The following is a 1,099-nucleotide window of genomic DNA, read 5'->3' as shown; positions in this document are numbered from 1 at the left end:
CAATTTACCTGGTGATGTAATTAAACCGTACATTTCCATATTTTTATTTACTTTAGGGGTTTATATTTTATTACGATTCATCATTCAAAAACAAATTGTTKCTTCAAATAAGCGTATGTCTGCTAAACAACTTGTCCCGCTCGGCTTGTTCGCAGGATTTGTTGATTCAACTGGCGGTGGTGGTTGGGGACCTATTACGACACCTGTTCTTCTTGCAAAAGGAAATGATGCTAGAAAAGTTATTGGATCTGTAGATACGAGCGAATTTCCTGTTTCACTCGCTGCAACAATCGGCTTTTTCATCTCACTTGGCTGGGAACAAATAAGCTGGGTTTGGGTATTTGCCCTCATGCTTGGTGGTATTGTTGCCGCACCAATCGCCGCATGGTTAGTACGCATCGTTCCTTCTCATTTACTTGGCGTACTCGTTGGCGGACTTATTATCTTTACGAATATACGTACACTGCTTACTACATTTAAAGTAGATCCAACTATTATTACACTTTCTTATGTTGCAGTTGGTCTTATCGTTATTATATCTATTTTTATTGCTGTTCGTAATCATTCAAAGTATTCGAAACAAGAGGCGAATAGCTATCCGACTGATCACAAACAAATGCTACCATAATTAAGTAAAATACCGCCCGATTTACTTCGAGCGGTATTTTTTATTTTTCTATTTTCCAATTGATCATCGTTTCAGTACTATTTACTCTTTTCATATGTAATTTCTCTAATACACGAATAGAGCTATAATTATCAAGGAGTGTCTCCGCTATAATCGTTTCCACTTCTCCTGTTTGAAAAGCCCATTTCATTAATTCACTAACTGCTTCTGTTGCATAACCTTTATTCCAATATTTCTCAATAAATCCGTAACCAATTTCTACTGTATGTTGCTCGTTCGGTTTCCCTTTAAATCCTATATCACCTAGAACAACATCATCCTCTTTCCKWATAACATACCACGSKCCCCACGGTAMTRAAGCCRCATCTYGTTTCAYATTTTCTAYATGYCCTAMAATATGCGGACCACTATTGTATCCTTGATTATTAGCAATGTGAACCTTCTCTTCTGTACACGGYACTATATGTAATC

The 1,099-nt window shown here is 37.1% G+C and carries 2 protein-coding genes; one reads left to right on the top strand and one right to left on the bottom strand.

Features of this window, described 5'->3' with window-relative positions; translation table 11 throughout:
* A partial coding sequence (locus AC1DJR_RS30930) for a sulfite exporter TauE/SafE family protein (protein WP_477004356.1) occupies positions 1–628 on the top strand: 628 nt, incomplete at its 5' end.
* A 40-nt stretch (positions 629–668) separates the two neighbouring features.
* On the opposite strand, the gene AC1DJR_RS30925 is transcribed toward AC1DJR_RS30930, so the two are convergent.
* A partial coding sequence (locus tag AC1DJR_RS30925) for a GNAT family N-acetyltransferase (RefSeq protein WP_477004355.1) occupies positions 669–1,099 on the bottom strand: 431 nt, incomplete at its 5' end.

It is taken from the genome of Bacillus sp. 05T31 (assembly GCF_056396725.1).
Note: the sequence above shows the minus strand (reverse complement) of the source record. Positions and strands in the feature narration are given on the sequence as shown.